General features: G+C 49.6%; 17 protein-coding genes. 15 read left to right on the forward strand and 2 right to left on the reverse strand.

The genetic code is table 11. From position 1 onward, the window contains the following. The first annotated feature begins 70 nt into the window (after nucleotides 1-70). From Q0236_RS02515 to Q0236_RS02525, 3 genes are all read left to right on the forward strand, one after another. Complete coding sequence (locus tag Q0236_RS02515) at nucleotides 71-688, forward strand: hypothetical protein (RefSeq protein WP_297914728.1); 618 nt, start codon at nucleotides 71-73, stop codon at nucleotides 686-688. Between the two features lie 48 nt (nucleotides 689-736). Then, nucleotides 737-868, forward strand: coding sequence for a hypothetical protein (locus tag Q0236_RS02520; protein ID WP_297914731.1), 132 nt, complete (start codon nucleotides 737-739; stop codon nucleotides 866-868). Nucleotides 869-1,343: 475 nt separating this feature from the next. Then, entirely contained in the window at nucleotides 1,344-1,736 is a 393-nt protein-coding gene (locus tag Q0236_RS02525) for a hypothetical protein (RefSeq protein WP_297914734.1), read from the forward strand. Between the two features lie 571 nt (nucleotides 1,737-2,307). Here Q0236_RS02525 and Q0236_RS02530 read toward each other — a convergent pair. Continuing rightward, entirely contained in the window at nucleotides 2,308-2,787 is a 480-nt protein-coding gene (locus Q0236_RS02530) for a hypothetical protein (RefSeq protein ID WP_297914737.1), read from the reverse strand. Then, nucleotides 2,787-3,875, reverse strand: a complete 1,089-nt coding sequence (locus Q0236_RS02535) for a methyltransferase (protein ID WP_297914740.1) — start codon at nucleotides 3,873-3,875, stop codon at nucleotides 2,787-2,789. Before Q0236_RS02535 ends, Q0236_RS02530 begins: the two co-directional genes overlap by 1 nt. A gap of 203 nt (nucleotides 3,876-4,078) precedes the next feature. On the opposite strand from Q0236_RS02535, the gene Q0236_RS02540 reads away from it, so the two are divergent. The 12 genes from Q0236_RS02540 to Q0236_RS02595 all read left to right on the forward strand — a co-directional run bounded on the left by Q0236_RS02540 (nucleotide 4,079) and on the right by Q0236_RS02595 (nucleotide 15,377). Next, nucleotides 4,079-5,086 (forward strand): AI-2E family transporter, encoded by a 1,008-nt coding sequence (locus Q0236_RS02540; RefSeq protein WP_297914743.1) that lies wholly within the window; start codon nucleotides 4,079-4,081, stop codon nucleotides 5,084-5,086. A 102-nt stretch (nucleotides 5,087-5,188) separates the two neighbouring features. Beyond that, the gene (locus Q0236_RS02545) at nucleotides 5,189-5,548 is read left to right on the forward strand and encodes a nitrous oxide-stimulated promoter family protein (protein ID WP_297914746.1); all 360 of its coding nucleotides are present in this window, start codon (nucleotides 5,189-5,191) and stop codon (nucleotides 5,546-5,548) included. Between the two features lie 253 nt (nucleotides 5,549-5,801). Beyond that, complete coding sequence (locus Q0236_RS02550; protein WP_297914749.1) at nucleotides 5,802-6,578, forward strand: hypothetical protein; 777 nt, start codon at nucleotides 5,802-5,804, stop codon at nucleotides 6,576-6,578. 60 nt (nucleotides 6,579-6,638) lie between these two features. Beyond that, nucleotides 6,639-7,205: a molybdenum cofactor guanylyltransferase gene (locus Q0236_RS02555; protein ID WP_297914752.1), complete on the forward strand. Its 567-nt coding sequence runs from the start codon at nucleotides 6,639-6,641 to the stop codon at nucleotides 7,203-7,205. Then, nucleotides 7,195-8,331, forward strand: coding sequence for a phospholipase A (locus tag Q0236_RS02560; protein WP_297914755.1), 1,137 nt, complete (start codon nucleotides 7,195-7,197; stop codon nucleotides 8,329-8,331). Before Q0236_RS02555 ends, Q0236_RS02560 begins: the two co-directional genes overlap by 11 nt. A gap of 377 nt (nucleotides 8,332-8,708) precedes the next feature. Continuing rightward, complete coding sequence (locus Q0236_RS02565; protein WP_297914758.1) at nucleotides 8,709-9,635, forward strand: branched-chain amino acid transaminase; 927 nt, start codon at nucleotides 8,709-8,711, stop codon at nucleotides 9,633-9,635. 8 nt (nucleotides 9,636-9,643) lie between these two features. Next, complete coding sequence (locus tag Q0236_RS02570) at nucleotides 9,644-10,723, forward strand: SPFH domain-containing protein (RefSeq protein WP_297914761.1); 1,080 nt, start codon at nucleotides 9,644-9,646, stop codon at nucleotides 10,721-10,723. 306 nt (nucleotides 10,724-11,029) lie between these two features. Beyond that, a complete protein-coding gene (hisI, locus tag Q0236_RS02575) occupies nucleotides 11,030-11,890 on the forward strand; it encodes a phosphoribosyl-AMP cyclohydrolase (protein ID WP_297914764.1) in 861 nt (286 codons plus the stop codon). 107 nt (nucleotides 11,891-11,997) lie between these two features. Next, nucleotides 11,998-12,978, forward strand: coding sequence for a hypothetical protein (locus Q0236_RS02580; RefSeq protein WP_297914766.1), 981 nt, complete (start codon nucleotides 11,998-12,000; stop codon nucleotides 12,976-12,978). A 122-nt stretch (nucleotides 12,979-13,100) separates the two neighbouring features. Further along, nucleotides 13,101-13,991: an NTF2 fold immunity protein gene (locus tag Q0236_RS02585; RefSeq protein ID WP_297914769.1), complete on the forward strand. Its 891-nt coding sequence runs from the start codon at nucleotides 13,101-13,103 to the stop codon at nucleotides 13,989-13,991. Nucleotides 13,992-14,347: 356 nt separating this feature from the next. Next, nucleotides 14,348-14,716, forward strand: coding sequence for a hypothetical protein (locus Q0236_RS02590; RefSeq protein ID WP_297914772.1), 369 nt, complete (start codon nucleotides 14,348-14,350; stop codon nucleotides 14,714-14,716). Between the two features lie 133 nt (nucleotides 14,717-14,849). Then, nucleotides 14,850-15,377, forward strand: coding sequence for a hypothetical protein (locus Q0236_RS02595; protein WP_297914775.1), 528 nt, complete (start codon nucleotides 14,850-14,852; stop codon nucleotides 15,375-15,377). The last annotated feature ends 134 nt before the right edge of the window (nucleotides 15,378-15,511 follow it).

Raw genomic sequence — 15,511 nt, forward strand, 5'->3', positions numbered from 1 at the left:
TTCCGCCCGTTTCAGCGTAAAATTTAGACCCGCGGGGTAGAATTACAAAAATTTTCACACGGAGCAAGCAATGAAAAAATTCCTTCTAGCCGCAATAGTTTGCGCGCTATTTAGCGGCTGCGCTCATGAGGCGCAATTCAATAAAAACGCGGACGTGGCGCCGTTTGACGACACAATCAGCGTCGATAACTCCATGCAAAGCGCGCTGATCTACATCCCAAGCGAGCTGATGGAGACCAAAAAATATGCCTCAAGCTCGCAGCTGGGCAGAGACGACGAGCTTAAAATGAGCGTCGGCGAGTTCGTAGGCGGCGAGGCAAAACGCTTCTTCGGCACCTATCTAAGGCGCGCGGAAGTAACGAGCGACGAAAAGGCGCTGCAAGACAAGGGGCTAGTCATCAGCCCCGAGATCGGCTCGTTCGGCTTTGGCTTTTACAGCTCCGACGGTATCGATGTCTCCGCCAAGCCCTTCGTGCGCTACAATCTGCGCCTAAAAATGTTTAAAAACGGAAGGCAGATCTACAACCAAAACATCGCAGTAAACGAGCGTAACTACGGCGAGGAGGAGTTTTTCGGCAGCGGCAGCGGCTCATACGCGCAGATCGGCGGGATTTTTCAAAAGGCGATGGCGAACGACTACGCCGTGCACGCAAGAGAGATTTTGGACGCGATCAACGCCGCGAAATAAAATTTTAAATTTATAGCGGCGCGCCGTTTACTTCGGCGCGAGCGGTCGGTGCGGCGCTTTTTACGCGGGGTTCTTGGTGGTGCGTCACAAAACAGCGGCGTATCGCAAGGCGGCGGCGCGAATTTAAATTTAAAGCTCACGGGCGAGCGGAGCGAAACTAAATTTAAAGCCCGCCTGTGAGCCATGTGCCGAAATTTCGCAAAATTTTAAAAGCTGAGCGACACACCGAAATTTTGCGAAATTTTAAAGTCTGATTGATGCACCAAAATACGGAACGTGCAAATCTAAATTTAAAAGCCGAAGCGCAAAGTATATCCGCGACAACGGCGCGCCCGTGTGGGGCGAATCTAAATTTAAAATCGCGAAAGCGAGCCTAAATTTAAAACTCTAAAGCTCACTTAAAGGCTAAAAGCTCGCCCGTTTTGCTATCTTTCGTAAATTTTCACAATCTAAGCTCTAAGCAAGGCGGTGGACGCTTTGCTAGCGGTCTTTTGCATTAGCGCTGATGTTTTGTGGGCATGCGCGGCAAGGCGGCAAAAATAACACGAAATTTTAAAATTTAGGGCGCGGCAAAGCGGAATTTATCTTTGTAAATTTAAAGCATTCATTAATATTAATTTTTGTATCATTCTGAAAAATTTTGCAAGGAGATGAAATGAAAAAATTTCTACTACTTCCGCTTGTTTGCGGAGCGCTTTTTGCGGCGCCAAGCTGCGATAATGTCCAACTCAAAGCCGCTGTGGAAGGTATCAATAAGAGTGCGCCGATGCGAGTCGACGAGATTACCACGTTAACGGGCGCTGAGTGCAAGGATGGCAGCTTCATCTATAACTACGAGCTAAATGACGGCATGGGGATGAAATTTGACAGTGTCGGAAATGATCAAAAAACCGTGATACAAAATGTCATAGATAGCCAAAATAAGCAAATTTTTTGCAACCAGATGAAGGTAATGCATCCGCTAATAAACAGCGCGATATGGAGCTATAAGATAAAAAGTGGCGAAGAATTTATAAGGGTAGAATTTAAGCCTAGCGACTGCAAGTAGCGCTTGCGCGAGATTTAAAATTTAGCGCGGCGTGAGCCTTTGCCTGCTCGCCCGCGCCGAATTCGCTTAAAATTTATCCGCTTCGCTTTTGATTTTGCCTGCGCAAAAGTAACATGTTAAAACCTCTGCTTGACTTTTACCGCGCCGCCGCGTATAGCATGACGCATATCAGCGTGTATTTCGTCGCCACAAAGTGCTAAAACGCGCCGAGTCCTTTTTAAGCCGCGATCTAATGCGCCAGGTTCTGCCAGTGGCGTTTTTCATTAAAATTTTACTATTTCACGTGGAATTATATCTATGCGGCAGCGCAAACACCGCGTAAAGCTTTCGCGCGAAATTCTATAAGTTACGGAATCTTATTTGAAATAGCATCGTAGATTTTGAGTCAGAATTTTATGATTTATTATGCTACACCTGCTGCGATGAAATCTTGCTAAATTTTATCTGCGACCTGCTCACATAAAATTCTGCGTAAAGCATACGCTCGCTTGCGAGCTTACAGAGGCACCAGCTGCCAACGCGCCGCCACACAAAACGCGGCTAATCAAATGCCTCGCTTGGGTTTTAAAATTCACCGTTCGCAGCTATTTTTATCAAGCTTTAGCTGTATCGGCGGCAAGCCCTCTATTTCGTAATTTAACACCATCGTTTTGCCGAGCTCCCGCAGACGCTGCGAGAATTCCGTGCTGCAAAAGCCAGCCTTCGCCTTAGCAAACAGCATCTCTTTTAAAATTTCCGCATCGCCTGCATCCAGCGCGCTAAGGTCTAAATTCGGCGAGCTATTTAACGCGTAATCGTATATGAAGCTACCCTCTTCGCATGCGGCGCCTTTTAAAATCGTAGCATCGTCGATCCTGCGCGGTGCGCCCTCGTTTATCCGCGCTAGCGCATCTCGCACCTGTTTGCTTTCGCAGAAATTTCGCTCTAGCTCGCCGCGTTTTTTCTCCGCATAAAATTCCATCGCCACATTTGCCAAAATTCCGATTCCAAGTAGCACTAGTAAAATTTTAATCGGCTTATTTAGCCGCGCGCTTAAGCTTCGCGCGTCCATCATTGCGCCCTTTCGCAGCACAGCAGCGTGTGTCCGACGCCCAGTCCGTCGTGAATTTGCGAAATTTTAAGCCCTGCGCGCTGCGCAAATTTAATCATATCGTCCGAGTGATAAATTTTGCTATTGCCGTTTGCCATCGCAGCGAAATACACGCTGATCTGCGTCATGCTATACGCGGCGGTTTCGTAGCGCTGCCTGTCCCAAAACGGCTCCAAAATATAAAGCCGCGCCTGCTCGCTCATCGACTCCGCCGCGCGCGAGAGGATGCTTACGATCTGCTCCTCTGCAAAGCAGTCTAAAAACTGACTAAGCCAGATCGCGTCAAAGCCGCTCGGAAAGCGCGTGGCAGGATCTAGCAGATCGGCCGCAAGCCCCTCTATGCGCTCAGCGCCCTGCGCGCCTGCGACGGCATCTTTCATCATCGAAATTTGCCCTGCAAGATCCATTATCGTGACGCGCACATTTTCGTCGTAGCCCACGCACCGCTTAGCAAAGCGCCCCGTGTTGCCGCCTACGTCTAAAATTTTATCCGTCTTGCGCGAGAAAATGATCTTTAGCGCAGGCTCAAACGCCAAATCTGAATAAAAATGATCAAACGCGAGCCAGCTCTTGCGCACGTGCGGCGGCAGATGCGCAAGCGCCTCGTAGATCGTAGCCCAATGTCCAAAAACCTTTAGCCCCTCTGGTTTGCCCGATTTTAGCGTCTCTTCGAGTCTAAATAGCCCCTCGTAGCACACGTCGTGGATGAAGTCCATATCCACGTCCACCATCTCGTCGGTGAGTAGAAAATACCCCGCCTTACTGAGACGAAATTTCTCGCCGCACAGCAGCACCGTGCCGATGCTAAGCGAACTTTCCAAAAGCAGCTTTACGGCGTATTCGCTAAGCGAGAGTTTCTTCGCGATCTCACTTATGCTTAGCCCGTCATGTGCCTCATTAAGCGCGTTTAAAATTCCAAATTTTTTCATCAGCCTACTTACCTGAAAAACTACAGGTGCAAAGGCGATCTCATTCGCCGTCCGCTGCGCCTCGCCCGCGCTTTGGCGCTCCGCGGCGTAACGGTCTAAAAGCTGTTTGGGAAGTTTCATTTTCGATCCTGCTCGTGTAAATTTCGCAAAATTTTAGCAAAAAATTCTAACTTTTCTTGCGCCCACTAAGAATTTACGCGTATCTTAGAATTTTGCGATGAAATTTTAAAATTCCGTCTTAAAATTTATGGAATTTTAGTTAAAATCCTTTCACCAAAATTTCGCGTAAAAGCTCTGCGAAAATGTCAAATTTAGGAGAATCCTTGAAGCTTCAAATGTCCTTGATGTCGGTTGCCTGCGTCGTAATCATCCTGGCTGGTCTTAAAGCCGCGCAGGCTATCGTCGTGCCATTTTTGCTAGCTATTTTCATCACGGTGCTCGTCTCACCACTGGTGCTTTATGTCCAAAAGATCCGCGTCGGGCGCGTTTTTAGCTTCCTCATCATCACCTTTGCCTTCGTGGCGATTATAGTGTTTTTCGGCGCAGTCATCTTCGATGCGATCAAGGAATTTTCAGCGCGCCTGCCCGAGCTTCAAGCAAAATTTGAAGAGGTGCTAGGAGGCGTGAGTGCGAAGCTCTCTCGCTTCGGCATAGAGCTTAACGCCGCAAGCCTGGGCATCGATCCGAGCGAAGCCGCCGCACAGCTATCTGCACTACTGCGCAAAACAGGCTCGATAGTCTCGACGGGATTTTTCATTTTTATAATGGTTTCATTTATGGTCTTTGAAAGCTCTGTGATCGACGAAAAAATCCGCTATTTTTCGCAAAGTAGCCGCGCTACGCACACTTTCGTGAAGAAATTTGCCTCCAGCCTCAAAAAATATCTGCTAATCAAAACTATCGCTTCAGCTTGCACCGGTGCGCTCATCGGGCTCGGGCTGTGGGCTCTTGGCGTACCGTATGCTGCGCTGTGGGGGATTTTAGCTTTCGTGCTAAATTTCATCCCCACCATTGGCTCGATCGTAGCGGTCTTTCCGACGCTTTTCGTGACGCTAGCTACGATGGATATAAGCTCTAGCATCTGGACTATCGCAATCTATTTGGTCGTAAACGTAGCGATCGGAAATATCATCGAGCCACGATTTTTAGGGCAAGGGCTCGGGCTTTCAACGATCAGCGTACTTGCAGGGCTGCTGCTATGGGGCTTCGTACTCGGCATCGGTGGGCTGTTTTTGGCTGTGCCGCTTACGATGAGCATTCAGATCGCGCTTGCCTCAAATGACAAAACGCGCTTCATCGCGACTCTATTAAGCAACAAGGTCGAAAGATAAAGCGAAATTCCGCGGAATTTTAAAATTCCATCAGTTTTAGCTTGAGCGCGCTCAAGAGTATTTTTGTCTCTTTTAGATAAAATCTGCCCCAAAGGATCAAAGATGACTAGTGAAAAATTTATTTACGAAGTAAATACGGTGACGAAATTTATCCAAATTTACTGCGATGGCAAGCATGCGGATGCGCCTAAAAAAGATGGCGCTGTGCTTCATAACTACAAAGACGATAAGGGGCTAGTGCAGACGCACTTTCATCTCTGTAGCGCCTGCGAGCGGATGCTGCGTTACGCCTATGCACGTCTTGGTGCCTGCCCGCATACCGAAAAGCCACGCTGTCACCATTGCCCGCATCCGTGCTACGAGCGTGAAATGTGGGTAAATATGGCTAAGATGATGAAATATAGCGGCATGAAGCTTGGGCTTACGAAGATCAAAAAGCTTTTTTCGTTTAAAAAAAGCTAATTTGTGCGGGCAATTTAGTTAAAGTTTGCGGGTAAAATTTATCTCTGCAAACCCGCTTCATCTCTACACAAAAAAGTATAAAAAAGCGGCGTGAGAACAAGCACAAAAAGATATAAAAATCAATCAAAATACTAAATCTTAGCGCGTAAAATTCTACCTCGCAAACACAAATCCTCCGCAATCCTTGATAATAAATAATTAAATTTGAGTTTATAGTTTTAAGTTAGAATTGTGCCCAATCAAAGGAGAAAATATGAAGGTCATTACCATCGCGGTCGTTAACGGCAGGGTCGTAAACGAAAAGGAATTAATCGCGTCTATCGCCGATTATGACGATTTTACCGCGGTTGCCGAACAACTCCGCAAAGGGCTGAAATCTAGGTATTTTACATCTAGAGAGCATGCGAGGATCTACAAAAAAATCAGCGTCGAGACGGGCTTTAGGCGCGTACGATTCGACTACAAACCGTATAAAGATAAAATTTCAAACCTCATCGCCGAGGGCTACACCGTCAAGGCGATCTTAAAAAAGATCGGCGAGGAGGACGAAGCGTTTAAAAGCGCCGTCACCGCCGCAGGGCTTACGCACTTCATCTCCGTGACGTTCAAAGATGAAAAAACAAGACTTCGCGCAACCGCCAAAAAAAGCGAGGATTTCTTATACGCGTATCGCTTCGAGATCAAGAAAATGCACTTCCAAGGCGTTAGCAATAAAGAAATTTTAAAGTATATGAAATCTCAATACGAAAAGGATTTTGCAAAAGTAAGCGAGCGCGATCTTGCCGCTTTTATCGAGGCAAACGCGGTGCTGGATACCGACCGCAAACTCTCGCTGTATAAAAAGCCGAGCCTTTACGATCCGCATTTTAGCGAGATTATGAAGCTTTACGCAAACGGTATGCGCGTCTACGACATCTGGAAGACGCTTAAAGCCAAATACCCTGAGCTAGCCAAGCTTCAAGCGCCGAGTCTTTATCAGTTCATCGCAAACAACGCCCTTGGCAAAGCCAAATATATGCAAAAAGACTGATATGCCCGCGCTCTTTTCAAATTTTACTTTCAAATTTAAAATTTCGCCGCGATGAAATCGATGAAAGCCGGTGAAATTTCTATGAAAACCTGCGTCATTCTCTGCGGCGGCAAAAGCTCGCGTTTCGGCAGCGACAAAACACTGTTTCCATTCCGCGGGCATCCCAGCATGACGCACTTTCTTTTCTCACGCTTAAGCCGCGAGTTTGAGCGGGTTTTCGCCTGCGCCAAAAGCTCTAAATTTAACCCGCCGCTTCCTATGATCTACGACGAATTTGAGGAATTTTCGCCGATGGGCGCGCTGTATTCGGCGCTGAAGCCATTTAGCGGCGAGCGCATTTTTATCATCCCAGCCGACATGCCCTTTGTAGAAATTTCCACTATTCGCGCTCTTAGCGAGCAAGAGGGGCAAATTTGCGTAGCGGGCGACGAGGCGCACAGACATAGCTTGTGCGGCTTTTTTGACGCAGCTCTCGCGCCGCGCGCGCTTGAGCTCTACCGCGCGAAAGAGCATAAGATCGGCGCGCTCATCGGATCTGCAAATTCCAAAGTGCTAAATTTCAAAAATAAAGAGCAGTTTTTAAACATAAATTATCAAAACGATTTAAAGGGCGTAGATGAAATTTAAAGCTTTAGCATTCGCGCTTTGCGCCATGAGCCTAGCCGCACAAGATCTATCCGAGCTATACGCAAAGGCTAGCGAATACGAGGCTAAGGGCGATTACAAAAACGCGATGATCTATTACAAAAAGATCGCCGCGGCAAGTCTAGCGGAAAGCGGCGAAAAGTCGCGCCGAAAAGTCACAGAAAATTCTACCTCGTCCGCAGAAAACCGCGCTCCGCACGATGATGCCGCCGTTTTACACTCTGCGGTGCCGCAAAATTCTTTAGCACAAAATTCCGCCATGGCGGAATCCAGCGCGCTAAATTCCGCTGCATCAAATTTCGCAGACGCAGGCTCGGCTGCGTCAGGCTCCGCGTCAAATTTAGCATCTAATTCCGCCTCGATCTCGCAAAATTCCACTGCGTCAAATTCTGCGCCGCAAGACGAGCAAAATGGCCGAAATTTTGGATTTTTGGGGCTTAAATACTACGAGCCGATCTATATGCTTTTCACCCACGATTTTAGCAAGAAGCCCAATCGCAAGGCGAATGAGCTGCATTTTGAGTTTAGCTTCGAGCGCCCGATTACCTACGACGCGCTGGGGTTTGGAGAGAAAATTTCATTCGCCTACGCGCAAAATTCCTGGTGGCAGATCACGCAGGATAGCGCCCCTTTCCGCGAAAGCAACTATCGCCCCGAGCTCTACGTTAGCGCGCCGGTGCCGTTTGCGGACGAGCTAAAGATCGGCGCTATGCATGAATCAAACGGCAAGGGCGGCGAGGAATCGCGCTCGTGGAATAGGCTCTACGCGCAAAGCACCTGGAGCGCGGACGGATTTTCTATCACCCCCAGAGCGTGGTATGCCTTTTGGCTGGACCGCACGAACGAGGACATCGCGGATTATATGGGCTACGGCGATCTGCGCGCGTCATACACCTTCGGCAAGCAGCGACTTAGCGCTCTGTGGCGAAACAACCTTCATTTTGACGGCAGTAACCGCGGCGCGATCGAGCTGAACTACAGCTTCCCGATCTTTAATAGCGGATTTTACGGCTATCTGCGCTACTTCAATGGCTACGGCGAAAGCCTCGCGGACTACAAACGCAGCGTCAATAAGATCGGCATCGGACTTTCTTTCGTAGAATTTTAAAAGGCGAGCTTGGATCAAAAAGCCTGAAATTCTGCGGCTAAATTTAGTTTGCGGCGGGTAAATTTGCTAATCCTAAGAGACGTCTAGATAGAATTTGCTTTTTAAATTTCATCTGTGAAATTCTATTCTACGGTACGAGCGCAAAATTTATTCGCAGCTATTACTCGGGCAAAATTTTATCCACACAAAATATAAAATTCGCAGCTCCTTACTCTACGCCACTAAATTTTAAAAAGCAAAATTTAGCGGCGCAAATCACCTTAAATTTTACGGGCGAAATTTCGCCTACCGTACCGAATCCCCGCAGGTAGAATTTCTTAGAAATTAATATTCTTTTAGCTAGAATTACGGATTAAATTTCATCAAAGGATCAAGAAATGGCACAAATTCAAGAGGCCGAGCTCATCTGGAAAGACGGCAAGCTAATCCCTTGGGCAGAGGCCACTACCCACGTTTTGACGCACTCTTTGCACTACGGAAACGCCGTATTTGAGGGCGTACGCGCTTATAAAACCGACAAAGGCTACGCGATTTTTCGCTTGGACAAGCACACTCGCAGGCTTGAAATTTCGGCAAAACTCTGCCTAATCAAGCTTCCGTTTGGCTTCGAGCAGCTCCGTAAGGCTCAGATCGACGTCGTCGCAAAAAACCGCTTCGATCAGACCGTCTATATCCGCCCGCTTGCGTACTTCGGCTACGGCTCGATGGGCGTTTCGTCTACGAACTGCCCGGTAAACGTCATCGTCGCAGCGTGGCAATGGGGCGCGTATATGGGCGAAGAGGCGCTACGCAAAGGGATCAAAGCTAAAATTTCATCGTGGATGAAGCCGGCGCAATTTTCGATGATGGCAAAAGCCAAGGCAAGTGCGAATTATTTTAACTCGCAGATGGCAAATTTCGAAGCGGTCGATGCGGGATACGATGAGGCGATACTGCTCGATCCTCAAGGCTTCGTCGCGGAGGGGCCGGGCGAGTGCTTATTTATCGTAAAAGAGGGCGTCATCATCACTCCTCCGAACGATACCAGCTTAGAGAGCATCACTCAAAACTCGGTCATAAAAATCGCGCGCAGCCTGGGCTACGAAGTCCGCAGAGAGCGCATCGCTCGCGATCAGCTCTATGCCGCAGACGAGGCGTTTTTTACCGGCACCGCCGCGGAGGTCACACCGATTAGCAACATCGACGGCAGGATCATCGGCAAGGGCGAAATGGGCGAGATCACGAGCCGCTTGCAAAAAGCGTATTTCGCGGTAGTCACGGGCAAAGACCCGAAATTTGAGCACTGGCTCACCTACGTTAAATAAGGACGCGCATGCCAGCGGATTTGAATGATTATTTTAATAAGAAAAACAGCGACAAAAAAGGCGGGAATTTAAATTTTAAAATTCCTAATTTAGGGGGGATGGGCAAGTTTAGCGGCGTGCTTTACGTGATAATCGCGCTAATCGCGCTACTCGTGATCGCCAAGCCCTTCGTCACGATCCAATCGGGCGAGGTGGGGATCAAGTCAAATTTAGGCAAATACGATCCGACGCCTCTTGGCGCGGGACTTCACTTTTTCGTGCCGTTCATACAGGACGTATTCGTCGTAGATACTCGCACGCGTATCATCAACTACACCAGCAGCGAAGATATGAGCGCGGGTATCGCTACTAAAAGCGGCACCGCGGGCGGTATCATCAGCAAAAACTCGCTCTCGGTGCTAGACTCGCGAAATTTGCCCGTCAGCATCGACATCACCGTGCAATACAGGCTCAATGAAGCCACGGCGCCCAACACGATCGCCGAGTGGGGCTTTTTGTGGGAGGATAAGATCATCGATCCGCGCGTAAAGGACGTCGTGCGTAGCGTCATCGGCAACTATGCCGCCGAAGAGCTGCCTACCAAACGCGACGAGATCGCCAAAGCGATCGACGACGGCATCCGCAAAAATATCGAAGCACTGCCGAATTCGCCCGTAGATCTGCTAGCCGTGCAGCTTCGCGAGATCATCCTGCCGGCGAAGGTAAAGGAGCAGATCGAGAGCGTACAGATCGCCAAACAGGAGGCTGAGCGCACCAAATACGAAGTCGAGCGCGCAAACCAAGAGGCGCTTAAAAAGGCTGCTCTTGCCAAAGGTAACGCAGACGCCGTCAAAATTGAGGCTCAAGGTCGCGCCGATGCCGCCAAGATCGAAGCCGACGCGCAAGCCTACGCTAACAAAGAGATCGCAAAGAGCTTGGACGCAAATCTTTTAAGCCTCAAGCAGATCGAGACGCAGGCTAAATTTAACGAGGCGTTGCGCGAAAACGGCGACGCAAAAATTTTCCTAACGCCGGGCGGCGCGGTGCCTAATATCTGGGTCGATACGAAAGATAAGGCGAAGCAAAGCGCCATCGAGCGGGAAAATTAAAATTTCAGGAGGCTGTGCGCTCCGATTTCGCGAACTAAATTTAATAGCGAGATTTAAAGCAAGCCCGCTCCGGGCGCATAAACTTAACTCGCGATTTCGCAAGTTAATATTAGCGACGAGTGCGATTGCTCGCGATTAGCAAAACTCACACTCGTCGCAGCTTAAGCCTAGCGGTCGCTTAAAATTTAGCCGCCAGGTTTACTCTTTAAATTTACGAGGCGCGCCGCTTCGTAAATTTTATAACTAAATTCCGTATGCGGCGGCTAAATTTAAGGCGTGCGCGACTTCGCAAGCTAAGGATCAAAGATGAAGGTAGATTGGCAAAAACTTGGCGGGCTGCTCCCCGCGATCGTGCAGGACGCGGGTGACGGCGCGGTTTTAATGCTCGCGTATATGAACGAAGAGGCGTTAAATTTAACGCTGAGTACCGGCTACGCGCACTACTTCTCGCGCAGCAAGGGGCGCATCTGGAAAAAGGGCGAGAGCAGCGGTCACGTTCAGCTCGTAAAATCCGCGTTTTTGGACTGCGACAACGATACGCTGCTGCTTAGAGTCGAGCAATGCGGCGGATCCGCCTGCCACACGGGCGCGCGAAGCTGTTTTTTCAAAGAGATTTCGCTGCAAAAATGTGGCGAAAATGTGGAAAACTTGAGCGCTTGCGATGCAAAAAATTCAACAATGCAAAATTTCACGGCGGCAAATTCCGCCGCAGAGCGCAGCACTCAAAATTTAGACGCCGTCTCGCAAAATTTTACACCCAAAAACTCCGCAGAAAAAAGCCCGTACGGCATTTTGGACGAAATTTATCACGTTTGCTTGGATCGCAAGCTAAACGGCGAGTCCGAGCTCTCCTATGTCGCCTCGCTCTACGCGAAGGGCGAAAACGCCTATCTCAAAAAGATCGCCGAGGAGGCGTGCGAGTTCGCGCTGGCGTGCAAGGACCTCTCGCGCAGCGGGCTTTACGCAGACGTCGCGCGCGAGGGCTTCGGCGAGCACAGAGCGGGCGAGCCGCGATACGACGTGATTTACGAGGGAGCGGATCTTTTATTTCACCTTCTGCTCGCGCTTGCGGCGCACAATATCCACCCGGACGCCCTGCTTGACGAGCTAGCGCGCAGGCAAGGATTAAGTGGCATCGAAGAAAAGCGCAGCCGAGAAAAAAGCTAATTCTGCCTTGCGGCGACCGCGAGTTTATTTAGAGCAAAGCACGCCTGAAGCGAGCCGTAAAGCTTGGGGGCGATTTTACGCTGTAAACGCAAATTTAAGGGTCGATAATGAACGAAATTTTAGAGCGAATTTACGAAATAGAAAACCTCGCCGAACTAGAAATTTTTCTGCGCGCCCAGGATCAAATTTTAATTCGCGAGCGGCTGCTAGGCGAATTTGACCGCTACGCCTTTTATAAAAACGCTAGCGAGTGGAACAGGGCCGTTAAAATTTGCGAATGCCTAGCGATCGTAGGCTGGGGCGAGCGCGAGAGCTTAGAGGCGCTGCGCGGGAAATTTTACAACGGCTATGCGATGACCTATTTTTTAAATGCGCACGGCGAGCCGCGCTTTGTAGAAGCTATGTGGTCGAAACGCAAAACGGGGCTTACGATGCAAGACGACGATACGTTTTTTCACGAAAGTCCGGATACGGCGGGTAAAACGCTCGCGCGCCCCGTAAAAGAGGAAATTTTGGACCTCAAGCTAAACAGCCAGCACAACTGGATAGCCAAAAATCCGATCCGCATCACGCGCGCTATCAGCAACTGCTACGAAAACTCGCGCGCCGTGATAGAAAGCCTCTTTGCGGATCTACAACCGGCGCTTAACGCCAAAATGCGCCCTAAAATTTACGGCTCGATAATCAACTACATAAAATTGGAATGCGCGTTTAGCTTTGATGACGAGCACTGCCGAACCAACTACATCATCGCGTCCGATAAGCCGCGCCTAAGCTCGCAGCGCGCTTGGGAGCTGATACGCGAAATGATGAGCGAGGAGCAGAGGCGCGCGGGCGGTTACTTTTTGCGAAATAGATTTGAGTATTCGCCGTTTAGAAAAGACACGGGCAAAACGGACGCGTTGATACATTTCGAGCCCGAATTTGGCGAGCTAGCGCCCATGGAGCAAAAGCGAAAGATGGGCGAGTATTTTTTGACGGCGCTAAAGCAGATCGCGCAAAAGCAAAGCAAGCTTGAGTATGATTTCGCCGCGATGATAGAGGATTTTGGTAAAATTTTAGACGAGTGGACGGCGGCTGAAATTTAGCGCTCGTCGGCGCGGCGCTTTAAAACACATCAGCGGCGAGCAAATCCGCGCCGTAAATTTAAGTGCTTGCGTAAATCATAAAATTTCACTAAAATTTTAAAATCAAATTTAAAGGATAGATGATGAGGCAGATCACGATGCAGGAGGCTTTGGACGCGGTTAGCGAGCGCTACTGCAAAGGCCATCACTACGAAAACGTAGCACTCACCGATGAGATGGTGCGCCGCATCTGCGAGGTAAAAAGCCTCGTAAATATGGGCTTTATAGCCACGGCGATTACGGACGCGGCACTAGAGCATCTAGCCACGCTGCCAAAGCTCGCGTATCTGTTTTTGCAAGATAGCGATAAGATAAGCGGCGAGGGCTTTAGATACTTTGCAGCACACGCCAAGCTCGAACACATCGGTATCGAAAACGTCAGCATCACAGACGAGGGGCTGAAAGCGATCGTGCAAATCCCGAAGCTAAAATCGCTGCGTCTGGTCAATTCGCGCGTGAGCTTTGCGGGGCTGCTAGCCGCGGCAGATACGAAAATCCAGTTTTATCTAGACGGCGGGCAGTTTAGCAAGGAACAGATCGCAGAGTTTGAGCAGGCGCAAAGAGACGCTGCAAAGAGCAAAAAGAAGCTTGATCCCCAGGACGCTGCGGCGGCGCAGAGTGCGCTTTTAGAATTTTTCGCGGCGATGAGCGAATGGGAGAAATTTGCCACATCGCGAATCGATGACGCGGATGACGGCGAGGTGCAGCGCAGATGCGACGAGCTATTTGCGCGCTACTGTACGCCCGTTAGGCGCAGCGGCTTCCGCCCCGAGGGCATTTCGTTTTCGATGGCGGAGGGCGGCACCTACGGCGGATATGAGCTAACGGACGCCGAATGCGAGAGCAAAAATAAAATTTACATCTACGCCAAGGACGAACACGGCTTTGCGCGCCGCTTCCTGCTCGTGCGCAAGGACGGGCGCTGGCTCGTAGATAAGTGCCAAGGCATGGACGGCAAAAACCGCGGGCTGTAAATTTGAGCGCGAAATGAGATTTAAATTTCATTCTCGGCGCGACTGCAGAGATAAATTTTAGCCTGCCGCGGGCACTGTGATAAATTTAGCCTGCCGAGAGTACGGCGATAAAATTTCATCGGCGCTGTGAAACAAAAACAAAGAGAGGGCAAATGAGCGGTAAAATTCTGCGCACGGCGATTAAAGAAAGGCGCGAATGAAGAGGCAAATTTTCTCCGAGCTGGGCGGCTTCGCGATAAAGGGTCCTCGCGCTGCTCGCGCGCTATCTGGATGAGCACGGGCTTGCGAACGGGGACGTTCTTGCTTATTTTACGCAGACCGAGCACGGGGGCGCGGTTACAGAAGAGGGTATCGCAGTGCCGATATCGGGCGTCCGCAGCGATTATTACAATTTTGCGGTTACCGTGGGCGAGGCGAGCGAGGAGATATTCGCACAAGACGAAGCGAAAATCATCTCTCGCGGCTGGGTTTTTCACTCCTCGGGCACGCTAAAGATCGCAGGCATCGGCTATTTTAAAGATATGAGCTGCATTAGCGAGCAAAACAGCCTGAACTTTCACCTAGAGCGCGGTCGGTACCGCTTGGAAATTTTAGGCGGATACCGAGGCGCAAATTTTAGCGGCGCGCCCGCCTCCCGCGATGATACGCCCGTTTTTCATCTACGGCTTACGCCTTCTGCTGAGCCTAAATTTAGCGGCGATTTGGAAACGTCATTTTATTTTTAGCCGAATTGATAAAATTTCGCGCAAAATTTCTCTTTTTATACGCGGCGGGTAGGCAAAATTTTATAAATTTATCCGCATTTAACCGCTGCGCCGAGTAAAATGCTATAATCGGCGCCAAATTACGGGAGGCGAGATGATTTTTGACGAGCTTATGGGCGTGCTCGCGCAAAACGGCTGGCAGATACGGCGCAGGAATGAAATTTGCCCGCCGCGGAGCGAATTTTTAGGCGGCAGATTTAAAAATTTAAGCGAAGATTTTTACCGCTTCGTTTGCTCTTTTGAGACTTTGTATAACGCCGCGGACGCCGTTTGGTTCGTGTCCGCTAGGGATTATGCATCGCCAAGCGCGGATGAGGCGGAATTTTGCTACAAAGATTTTGAAAAAGACAGCCTGGAGTGCGCGGCTAACGATGCGCAAAGAGCCGCCGTGAGCGCGTTTTGGAGCGGGTGCTTGCCGTTTTTGTTTTCAGTCAGAGGCGAGCGCTGCTTCGCGGGTATCCTCACGCAGGGCGCGGACGCGGGCAGGATCATATTCGGCGCGGAACCGATCTATGAGGACGCCCTACTCATCGCGCAAAGCTTCGAGGAGTTTATCGCCCTATTCCTTGCCACACTCACGGACAAAAACGCCGCGAAATATCCGCTTTCTTGCTTTGTGTAGCGGCTCGCGATGTCGACAAAGCAGTACTGCGAGCGCGAGTAAAACAGCGGCGAGGTGCGGGTAAATTTTAGCTTCGTACGAAATTTGTGTCGCAGATCATATCGAAAAATAAAATTTCGCTTGATGTTTAGAGC

It is taken from the genome of uncultured Campylobacter sp., assembly GCF_938031315.1.
Taxonomy (GTDB): Bacteria; Campylobacterota; Campylobacteria; order Campylobacterales; family Campylobacteraceae; genus Campylobacter_B.

Bases quoted from the DNA above. Each gene is read 5' to 3' on its own strand.
- Q0236_RS02515 (WP_297914728.1), top strand. From the start codon at position 71: ATGAAAAAATTCCTTCTAGCCGCAATAGTTTGCGCGCTATTTAGCGGC.
- Q0236_RS02525 (WP_297914734.1), top strand. From the start codon at position 1,344: ATGAAAAAATTTCTACTACTTCCGCTTGTTTGCGGAGCGCTTTTTGCG.
- Q0236_RS02530 (WP_297914737.1), bottom strand. From the start codon at position 2,787: ATGGACGCGCGAAGCTTAAGCGCGCGGCTAAATAAGCCGATTAAAATT.
- Q0236_RS02535 (WP_297914740.1), bottom strand. From the start codon at position 3,875: ATGAAACTTCCCAAACAGCTTTTAGACCGTTACGCCGCGGAGCGCCAA.
- Q0236_RS02545 (WP_297914746.1), top strand. From the start codon at position 5,189: ATGACTAGTGAAAAATTTATTTACGAAGTAAATACGGTGACGAAATTT.
- Q0236_RS02550 (WP_297914749.1), top strand. From the start codon at position 5,802: ATGAAGGTCATTACCATCGCGGTCGTTAACGGCAGGGTCGTAAACGAA.
- Q0236_RS02555 (WP_297914752.1), top strand. From the start codon at position 6,639: ATGAAAGCCGGTGAAATTTCTATGAAAACCTGCGTCATTCTCTGCGGC.
- Q0236_RS02560 (WP_297914755.1), top strand. From the start codon at position 7,195: ATGAAATTTAAAGCTTTAGCATTCGCGCTTTGCGCCATGAGCCTAGCC.
- Q0236_RS02565 (WP_297914758.1), top strand. From the start codon at position 8,709: ATGGCACAAATTCAAGAGGCCGAGCTCATCTGGAAAGACGGCAAGCTA.
- Q0236_RS02570 (WP_297914761.1), top strand. From the start codon at position 9,644: ATGCCAGCGGATTTGAATGATTATTTTAATAAGAAAAACAGCGACAAA.
- hisI (WP_297914764.1), top strand. From the start codon at position 11,030: ATGAAGGTAGATTGGCAAAAACTTGGCGGGCTGCTCCCCGCGATCGTG.
- Q0236_RS02580 (WP_297914766.1), top strand. From the start codon at position 11,998: ATGAACGAAATTTTAGAGCGAATTTACGAAATAGAAAACCTCGCCGAA.
- Q0236_RS02585 (WP_297914769.1), top strand. From the start codon at position 13,101: ATGAGGCAGATCACGATGCAGGAGGCTTTGGACGCGGTTAGCGAGCGC.
- Q0236_RS02595 (WP_297914775.1), top strand. From the start codon at position 14,850: ATGATTTTTGACGAGCTTATGGGCGTGCTCGCGCAAAACGGCTGGCAG.